Source organism: Sphaerisporangium rufum (genome assembly GCF_016863395.1).
In the GTDB taxonomy this organism is placed as follows: domain Bacteria; phylum Actinomycetota; class Actinomycetes; order Streptosporangiales; family Streptosporangiaceae; genus Sphaerisporangium; species Sphaerisporangium rufum.
Genome location: NZ_BOOU01000025.1, coordinates 47234 through 55252 on the forward strand (window position 1 = coordinate 47234; position 8019 = coordinate 55252).

Genomic DNA, 8019 nt, shown 5'->3' on the forward strand with positions numbered 1-8019 from the left:
TTTGTGCCGGATTTAATTCGGTGAATCGGCCATCCGGACCGTCCGGCGCGCACGCCGGACGGGCATGGCGTCGAAGGGCGGTGATGAGCGCCCGGGCGACCGGCCGGACCGGGCGTCGTACCGGGCGGGCGCCTACAGTTGAGGTGCGACGTCCGGGGCGGCGGCCCGCCACGCGCGCCGGTGTGCGGCCGCCGCCTCCTGGGCCTCTCGCTCGGCCGCCGCCGGCACCTGCTCGGCCAGCCAGGGCCGGACCGTCTCCCGCATGCGGCCGACGAACCGGGTCCCGATCTCGGTCAGGCCACCCGAGCGGGAGAGGGTCTCGACGGCCTCGGCGGTCAGCGTCCGCCAGCGGGCGAAGCGCACCGCCGCCGTGTGCGCGTCCACACCGTGGTCCACCAGGCGGCGGACCCGCCAGAAGTCGGTCACCGCCAGATGGGCGTAGGTCCCCTGCAGCAGACCTTCCAGCGGACGTGGATCCGGGCGCCAGGGGGCGTAGTACAGATTGGCGTCCTTGGGGTCGAACAGCGGATGGATGTCCAGGATCGCGCCCAGCTTGACGTGCTGGAACTCGTGGATGAGCAGCAGCGCGAGCGAGACGGCACCGGACGGCAGCGCGGCGGCGACGGCACCGAAGGCGTCCCGCGCGGTCGAACTGGTCTCCGAACCGTCGGAAGCCGGCCGGAGCGGCACCACCACCCCCAGCCCGGCGGCGAGGCCCGGCGCGTAGTCCCGGTGGTCGTTGACGATCAGCCGCCAGGCGTCGCCGAGCATCGCCGTCCAGCGGCCGAACTCCGCGCCGGACAACCGTCCGGAGGCCGGCCACTGGTGGCAGTCGCGATAGAGGTCGACATCGTCCACCGCGACGGTCCATCCGTCCATGGCGACCCGGCGCACCGGCCACCACTCCGGCGTACGCTCGGGCCGGTCCAGGTCCACCACCAGACGGCGCGCGCCGTCGTGCACGCTGAATCCCCGGCCGTCGACCTCTATCTCCACCTCGGTCCGGCCCGGCAGATCGAGCCTGCCCAGCGAAGGCAGGTGAAGCGCCTCGGATGAGAGCGGCACGCCGATGGACGCTCGTGCCCCGGCGGTGATCGCGGTGGCCGCCGCGATCGACGCCAGGTGGCCGGCGTGGGACCGGTCGGCCAGGCACCGGACCGCCCACACCCGCACGTACGGGTGGGCGAGCACCCGGTCCAGCGCGGGCCGGGCCTCCTGGTCCAGCCGGGTGAGCAGGCGCCAGGCGTCGGATTCGGCGGATTCGGCGGATTCGGCGCCCGCCTCGGCCAGCAGGGTGCGGCGCAGGCTCTGCTGTGCCTCCTCCAGCCGGAGCACGGCCCGCCGCGCCCCGTACCCGGCGGCCAGCGCGTCGAACTCGGTCGGCGGCAGGGCGTGCGTGGTGTGCTCGACGGCCTCGACCGTGTCACGGACGTGGCTCACCAGCCGGAGCAGGTCGGCACAGTAGACACTGGGATTGTCGAACCCGGTTCCGGTGCGGTAGCGGTGGGCGTACAACCCGCCGCCGCAGGACGAGACGACCGGGCAGGCGCGGCACTCCTCGGCCAGCCCGGCCAGGCCGATCTGCCGGTTGCGGATGCCGGGGTGGCCGGCCACCTCGTCCAGCGAGTGGTGCCGGACGTCGAAACCGGTGGCCGGTGCGCCGTCATAGGCGGTCTTGAGGGAGTCGGCCTGCTCGTAGGACCCGTCGGTCTCGATGACCACGAGATCGCTGGGCTCCAGGCCGAGCGACTCGGTCAGGCTGCTCCGGTCGGCCAGGGTGCGCAGCGCGGAGTCGAAGAGCCGCACCGCCATGGGGCGGCCGTCCGACCACCAGCGGTCGAAGACCTTCACCAACCACTCGCCGTGCGCGCCGGTCGCACCGGAAGGCGGGGCGTCCCAGGTGGCGTGCGGCAACAGCAGGTCGATGCGGGGTGGTTCCAGCGCGGCCAGCGCCTCGTACACCGCGACGGGATCGTTGGCGATGTCGACCGTGCAGAGCAGTCCGGAGTACAGCTGGGGGTACCTGGTGCGCAGCAGGTCGATGGCGGCGATCACCTTGTCGTAGCTGCTGCGGCCGCTCGCGTATCTGCGATGCCGGTCGTTGGCGATCCGGTCGCCGTCGAGCGAGATGCCGACCTTGATGCCCTTGGCCGCGAACAGGTCGCAGAACCTCGCGTCCAGCAGGACACCGTTGGTATGGATCTTGATGGTGAGCCGGCTCGTCCCGGAGAGGGCCGCCGCCAGGACGTCGGCGGTGCGGGCCAGCCGGTCGGGGCCGGCGAGCAATGGCTCGCCGCCGTGCAGGACGACCTCCACGCTGGAAAGGGCGTGGAGGCGCGCGTGCTCGGCGATCCGCTCGGCGATCCGGACGACCGTCTCATCGGACGGGTAGGCCGGCTTCGTCCGCCACGACCTGTCGGCGTGTTCGTAGACATAGCAGTGGTCGCAGGCGAGATCGCACCGAGTCGCGACTTTGATCACGAACTGCCGGAAGGGGGTGGCGGAAGAGTTCACGGAGGGTGGATCAGATGGAGGAGTTGAAGGCCGCCACATCCACCTTGGTGCCGGGCCGCTGCGTGTCACGGTCGAGGTGGCCGGCCGCGGCGAGGGAGCCGAGGCGGGACAGCGGCAGGTCGCGGACGTCCTTGCGCCCGGCCTCGGACCGTAGGTGTTCGGTGTTGTCGTTCTTCATCGGTGTCTCCTACGCGTCCGATACTGCTGGGTTATATGAAGCCTACCTGACCATGCGTCATCGCGCGGTCACGCTTGGTGAAAAGCTGCTGCAGGGCTCGCGCGCTACGGTACGCCAGTAACGCCGCAGGTGTCGCGCTGTTCGACAAAATCGGCAATGCGCAATAAGGCATTTCCGGGCCGCCTTGCATAACCTCTCGATCCGCTTATCGAATGACGCTTAGCATTTATGCTGATTTGTTGAACAATAAGCTGTTTCATGCTTTATGGACAGAGTGGACTATCTGTCCGAGATATGAATGAGTGTCCGATCTGTCGGGTAAGCGGCGGGCGTTGCTCCCCTCCCGGAGGGAGCGGATCGATCGATGGGCGGGAACGGGTTCGAGTGATCCCACCGCTCTTCCGGGACGTCCGCGGCGGGCGAGCGGACTCGGGAGCCGGTGTGCGGGCGCCGAAATCGAGATTACGGCAATCCTTATCAGTGAAAAATATAGCGAGATAGTAGCGTTTGTCGTATTTGCGGTTCCCGGCATGCCGGCCTGACCGCCCCCCGGGTAGCCGAGACAGGCCGGTTGGTGCCTTGACAGCCGGCGAGGCGGCCATTGCAGTGAGTGGATATGGCCATCTCTCCGGAGACCGCGTTTCCGGCGCTTTATCACGCCGCCGATCGGGGAGCCATCGTCGGGCAGCGCCGGCTGCTGATGGCGACCGGGGTCCGGCTGGCCTCGCTGGTGGCCGCGGCCATGTTCGGCGCGGTCAGCCTGGACACCGGCCGGCTGGACGCCGCGGCGGTCGGCGCGGCGGCGGCATTGGCGACGGCGCTGGTCACCGAGGTCTACCTGCTCAGCGTCCGCCCCGACCGGCAGTGGTACGAGGCGCGGGCCGCGGCCGAGTCGGCCAAGACCCTCGCCTGGCGGTACGTCGTGGGCGGCGAGCCGTTCGGCCGGGAGACCGGCGGGGACGAGCATGTCGACCGGCTGCTGATGCACCGCTACTCCGAGATCATCCGCGGCATCCATGGATTCGCCCCGATTCCGCCGCTGGAAGAGGAGTCGCAGGTGACCACGGTGATGCGCACCATCAGAGGGCTGTCGCTCGCCGAGCGCAAGCGGCACTACCTGACCGGGCGGATCAACGACCAGCGCATCTGGTACGCCCGGAAGGCGGGGTTCCACGAACGCCGGTCGGCGCGGTGGTCGGTCGCGCTGGCCGCGCTGGAGGCCGGCGGCCTGATCGCGGCGGTGCTGACCGCGGTCCAGGTCGTCGATCTGGACCTGCCGGGCATCGTGGGCGCGGTGGCCGCGGCCGGCATCGCCTGGCTGCAGACCCGGCAGCACCAGCAGCTCGCCACCTCCTACTCGATCGCGGCGCTGGAACTGGCGGATATCTTGTCGCGGGTGGAAGGGCCCAGCACCGAGGCGGAGTGGGCGCACTTCGTGGACGAGTCGGAGGAGGCCATCTCGCGTGAGCACATGCTCTGGTGGGGGTCGCGCAGCTGACCACGGCACGCCACGGGTGGCGATCTCGGGGCATCGCGGCCTGCCCGCGGACACCACGGCCCTGGTCGACGAGGCGATTCGCAAACTACTGGTGGAGCGGGGCCGGCCGGTGCGGGGCATCTCCTGCCTGGCCGACGGCGCCGACCAGATCTTCGCCCGCGCGGTGCTCGACCTCGGCGGCACGCTGGAGGCGGTGATCGGGTCGGCGGGTTACCGGGCCGGCCTGCCGGCGCCGGCCCGCGGCGAGTTCGACGCCCTGGTCACCGCCGCCCGCCGGGTGCACCGGCTGCCGTTCGCCGAGCCGACGAACGAGTCCTACATGCAGGCGAGCCGCCACATGCTCGACCTGGCGGGCGAACTGTTCGCGGTGTGGGACGGGCGGCCGGCCCGCGGGTACGGCGGCACCGCCGACGTGGTCGCGGAGGCGCGCGGTCGCGGCATGCCGGTGCTGGTGATCTGGCCGGACGGTGCCCGCCGGGAATGACCGCCGGGCCGGAGCGAGCGCCGCGCCGGGCGGACGCGGGCCGGGCGGACGCGGGCCGGGCGGACGCGGGCCGGAGGCCGCCGCGGGCCGCCAGGGACGGCGTCTTTCCGGTACCTGACACGAGATGGCAGGTATGGCGGCGACGATGGTGGCATGACCACGAAAGCAAAGCTCCTCGCCGTCAGCATCGACTGCGCCGAGCCGCAGAAGCTGGCCCGGTTCTACGCGGAGATCACCGGCTTCGAGGTGACCTTCGCCGAAGGCGACTACGCCGCCATCGGCGACGGGACCACGAACATCTACTTCGGGCGGGTGCCCGAGCGCCGGCCGGCCGAGTGGCCGGGGCCGGACAAGCAGTTCCACCTCGACTTCCGGGTTCCGGACGTGGAGAAGGCCGTGGAGGAATACGTCGCGCTCGGCGCCACCCGGCCCGACCACCAGCCCGGGGACGGCTGGGTGGTGCTCGCCGACCCCGAGGGCCACCTGTTCTGCGTGTGCCCGGAACCCGCAGGCTGACCTGGCCGGCGGGGCCGCCCGCACCGCTCGCCGCGCCGGGACCGGCGCGGCGCCCCGGCGGGGACGGCGCGGTCACCGGGGGGCGCGACGTCCCCGCTCCCCGGCGGTCCGGCCGGTCCACGGCGCGTGCCGGCCTCGCCCGCCCGGTCGGCCCCACCCCGGTCCGGCGACCGGCGCCGCCGGGTGCGCCGGCCTCGCCCGCCCGGTGCCGGCCCCTGGCAATGACCAGGATCCGGCGCAGAGCCGGGTGGTTTGTCCCTAAGCTTGCTGGGTGCTCCCTCTGCGACCCCCGTTGCCGGCCCGTGCCGCCTCCCGCCCGGCCGGCGGCCGGCCATGATGTGGCTCGGTGTGCTGATCGCGCTGCTCGGTGCCTTCGGGTACGCGGGCGGCGCGGCCCTGCAGCAGTACGAGGCGGTGCACGGCGGCGCCACCCTCAAGCTGATCCGCCGGCCGCGCTGGTTGATCGGCGGCGTCATCGGCTTCGCCGGTGCCTCCCTGCACGCGGTGGCGCTGAGCTTCGCGCCGCTGGTGCTGATCCAGCCGGTGAGCGTGACGACGCTGGTCTTCGCGGTGCCGCTGGCGGCCGTGCTGCACGGCCGGCGTCCCCGGCGGGCCGAGGTGCTCGGCTCGATCGCGGTGTCCGCCGGCCTGCTCGGGCTGATGCTGCTCATCCCGCCCACCGCCAAGCCTCCGGAGCTGTCCACCCCGGCCGCGCTGGCGTTCCTGGGCGTGGTGGCCGGGGTCGCGCTGGCCTGCGAGATCGCCACCCGGCGCTTCCGCGGCGGCGTGTCCCGGGCCCTGCTGCTGTCGATCGGCGCGGGCGCGGTCACCGCGTCGGTGTCCACGTTCGTCCGGGTGGTGGGCGGCGGCCTCGGCGGTGACTGGTCGCGGCTGGTGCACTGGTTCACCCTGGCCATCCCGGTACTGCTGGTGTGCGCGGTCGTCCTGCTGCAGCGGTCGTACGCGGTCGGCCACTTCGGCATCGCGTACGCGACGGTGCAGGTCGTCGACCCGGTGACCTCCGTCCTCGCCGGGGCAGTCCTGCTCGGCGAGCCGCTGCCGAGCGGAGCGGGCGCCGTGCTGCCCGCCCTGCTGTCGGCGGCGGTGCTGATCGCCGGCACCGTGACGCTGGGCCGGCTGGCCCCGGACACCGCGGCGGCGGCGCCGGCCGGCCCGCCGGACGTCCCGCTGCCCGCCCCGGTCAGTTCACGGGCGGGCGCCAGTTGAAGACGTCGTCGAACTGGCGCAGGGTGACGTCGCCCAGCCGCCCGGCGGTCGCCATGGCGGCCTCGCGGAGCCGGACGGCGACCGGGTTCGACCACTGGGTCAGCCGGCAGAAGGTCTTGGACCGGCGCATGATGGCCGCGGTGCGGGGCTGCCGCGCCGCGCTGTAGGCGGCCAGCGCCGGCCCCAGGGCGGCCGGGTCGGCCAGGGCCGGGCGCAGTTCGGCGGCGAGCACCACCGCGTCCTCGATCGACTGGCAGGCGCCCTGGCCCATGTTCGGCGTCATGGCGTGCGCCGCGTCGCCGAGCAGTGCCACCCGGCCGGAGTGGAAGGCGGGCAGCGGCGGCTCCAGCGACCAGATGTCGTTCTGGATGACGTTCTCCTCCTTCAGCTCGGCCAGCAGCCGGGGGATCGGGTCGTGCCACCCCGCGAACAGGCGCCGCAGCTCGGCCCGGTGCCCGGGGAGGATCCCCGGCCGGTGCAGCGGCGCGGTGGCGTAGCAGTAGACGCGCTCGCCGGCCAGCGGCGTGATCCCGAAGACCTGCCCGGCGCCGCCCCAGCTCTCGCTGCCGCCCAGCGTCTCGCCGGGGGTCTCCACCAGCATCCGCCAGCCGGTGACGCCGGAGGGCACCGGGCCGGGGTGGGCGGGGAACAGGGCGCCCCGGATCGGGGAGCGGATGCCGTCCGCGGCCACCACCACATCGCCGCGCAGCTCGCCGGCGTCGGTGGTCACCGTGCCGGTCGCCGGGTCGACCGCGCGCACGGTGGTGCCGAGCCGCAGCGTCCCGTCGGGCAGGTGGTTCGCCAGCAGGTCGACCAGGGCGGCGCGCATCATCAGCACGGTGGGCTCGCCGAACCGGGCGAGTGACGCCTCGGCGCTGGTGCGCAGCAGCCAGCGGCCGGACGCGGCCCGCACGCCGGCCGGGCCCTGCAGCGCGGCCAGCCGGCGCACCTCGCCGGCCAGCCCGATGGTGTCGAGCGCCTTGACGGCGTTCGGGGCCATGGCCAGGCCGAAGCCCACCTCCGTCAGCGCGGGGGCGCGCTCGCATACCGTGACGGTCCATCCCGAGTGGATCAGCGCGCAGGCGGCGGTCAGGCCGCCGATCCCGCCGCCGACGACGACTGCGTGGGACATGTGTCCTCCTTCACTACACCTGTAGTGAGCGTACTACGGCGGTAGTCTGGTCCGGTGCGCAGGGAGGAAGTCATCGCGGACGCGGCCATATCGCTGCTGGTCGAGCGAGGGATGCGCGGGCTCACCCACCGCGCGGTCGACGAGGCCGCCGGGCTGCCGCCGGGGTCGACGTCCAACCTGGCCCGCACCCGCGCGGCGCTGCTGTCCCTCACGCTGGCCCGGCTCAGCGCGCTGGAGGAGGGCTATTTCACCCCGCCCGCCGGTCCCGCCGTCCCCGGCGCTCCCGCCGCCGGCCCGGGCACTCCCGCCTCGCCGGACGAGGTCGCCGGCCTGCTGGCCGGGATGCTGCACCATCAGCTCACCACCGGCCGGCGCGCCACGCTCGCCCGGTACGAGCTGGCCCTGGAGGCGACCCGGCGTCCGGAGCTGCGCCAGGTGTACGACGCGGCGGGCCGCCACTGGCGGGAGGT

Annotated in this window: 8 protein-coding genes; 5 read left to right on the forward strand and 3 right to left on the reverse strand. The window is 73.2% G+C overall.

Going from position 1 to position 8019, the window contains the following annotated elements; genetic code table 11:
• Nucleotides 1-132: 132 nt before the first annotated feature.
• Both Sru01_RS08625 and Sru01_RS08630 read right to left on the reverse strand, forming a co-directional pair.
• Nucleotides 133-2514, reverse strand: a complete 2382-nt coding sequence (locus Sru01_RS08625; RefSeq protein ID WP_239137134.1) for an FxsB family cyclophane-forming radical SAM/SPASM peptide maturase — start codon at nt 2512-2514, stop codon at nt 133-135.
• Nucleotides 2515-2524: 10 nt separating this feature from the next.
• Nucleotides 2525-2692 (reverse strand): hypothetical protein, encoded by a 168-nt coding sequence (locus Sru01_RS08630; RefSeq protein ID WP_203983371.1) that lies wholly within the window; start codon nt 2690-2692, stop codon nt 2525-2527.
• A gap of 616 nt (nt 2693-3308) precedes the next feature.
• On the opposite strand from Sru01_RS08630, the gene Sru01_RS08635 reads away from it, so the two are divergent.
• The 4 genes from Sru01_RS08635 (at nt 3309) to Sru01_RS08650 (ending at nt 6417) form a co-directional block, all read left to right on the forward strand.
• Entirely contained in the window at nt 3309-4190 is an 882-nt protein-coding gene (locus Sru01_RS08635; RefSeq protein ID WP_203983372.1) for a DUF4231 domain-containing protein, read from the forward strand.
• Nucleotides 4191-4206: 16 nt separating this feature from the next.
• Nucleotides 4207-4674, forward strand: coding sequence for a hypothetical protein (locus tag Sru01_RS08640; protein ID WP_203983373.1), 468 nt, complete (start codon nt 4207-4209; stop codon nt 4672-4674).
• A gap of 153 nt (nt 4675-4827) precedes the next feature.
• The gene (locus tag Sru01_RS08645) at nt 4828-5190 is read left to right on the forward strand and encodes a VOC family protein (protein WP_203983374.1); all 363 of its coding nucleotides are present in this window, start codon (nt 4828-4830) and stop codon (nt 5188-5190) included.
• Between the two features lie 333 nt (nt 5191-5523).
• Nucleotides 5524-6417 carry a DMT family transporter gene (locus Sru01_RS08650; protein WP_203983375.1) on the forward strand — a complete coding sequence of 298 codons (894 nt, stop codon included), beginning with the start codon at nt 5524-5526 and terminating at the stop codon, nt 6415-6417.
• Here Sru01_RS08650 and Sru01_RS08655 read toward each other — a convergent pair.
• A complete protein-coding gene (locus Sru01_RS08655) occupies nt 6392-7549 on the reverse strand; it encodes an FAD-dependent monooxygenase (RefSeq protein WP_203983376.1) in 1158 nt (385 codons plus the stop codon). The genes Sru01_RS08650 and Sru01_RS08655 overlap by 26 nt on opposite strands.
• Before the next feature lie 54 nt (nt 7550-7603).
• On the opposite strand from Sru01_RS08655, the gene Sru01_RS08660 reads away from it, so the two are divergent.
• The coding region (locus tag Sru01_RS08660; protein ID WP_239137135.1) for a TetR/AcrR family transcriptional regulator at nt 7604-8019 on the forward strand (416 nt) is incomplete at its 3' end.

What these genes read in the sequence shown, in the direction of transcription:
- Sru01_RS08630 (WP_203983371.1), bottom strand. Translation starts at nt 2,692, where the DNA reads ATGAAGAACGACAACACCGAACACCTACGGTCCGAGGCCGGGCGCAAG.
- Sru01_RS08635 (WP_203983372.1), top strand. Translation starts at nt 3,309, where the DNA reads ATGGCCATCTCTCCGGAGACCGCGTTTCCGGCGCTTTATCACGCCGCC.
- Sru01_RS08645 (WP_203983374.1), top strand. Translation starts at nt 4,828, where the DNA reads ATGACCACGAAAGCAAAGCTCCTCGCCGTCAGCATCGACTGCGCCGAG.
- Sru01_RS08650 (WP_203983375.1), top strand. Translation starts at nt 5,524, where the DNA reads ATGATGTGGCTCGGTGTGCTGATCGCGCTGCTCGGTGCCTTCGGGTAC.
- Sru01_RS08655 (WP_203983376.1), bottom strand. Translation starts at nt 7,549, where the DNA reads ATGTCCCACGCAGTCGTCGTCGGCGGCGGGATCGGCGGCCTGACCGCC.